Genomic DNA, 249 nt, shown 5'->3' with positions numbered 1-249 from the left:
GAGAGCTTAACTTCTGTGTTCGGAATGGGAACAGGTGTATCCTCTCTGCTATTGTAACCACATAATCTTTATGCTTAATATTACTATTAAGTTATTGAAACTAGTAAAACTAGATTCTTTAGAGTTAACACTCTAAAAACTACATATATATTTTAATTAATGAACATCAAATAAATATTGGTCAAGTCCTCGACCTATTAGTATCGATAAGCTAAATACATTGCTGCACTTACACCTTCGACCTATTAT

At 30.9% G+C, this 249-nt stretch carries 1 rRNA gene; it reads right to left on the bottom strand.

Annotated elements, in window-relative coordinates:
- Window positions 1-62, bottom strand: a 5S ribosomal RNA gene (rrf, locus tag IC218_RS21760); the annotation flags it as partial.
- Window positions 63-249 lie beyond the last annotated feature (187 nt).

Origin of the sequence: Clostridioides sp. ES-S-0005-03, assembly GCF_020658455.1 — a bacterium.
Taxonomy (GTDB): Bacteria; Bacillota; Clostridia; order Peptostreptococcales; family Peptostreptococcaceae; genus Clostridioides.
The sequence above is the reverse complement of the archived record's forward strand: the minus strand, read 5'-3'. Positions and strand labels throughout refer to the sequence as shown.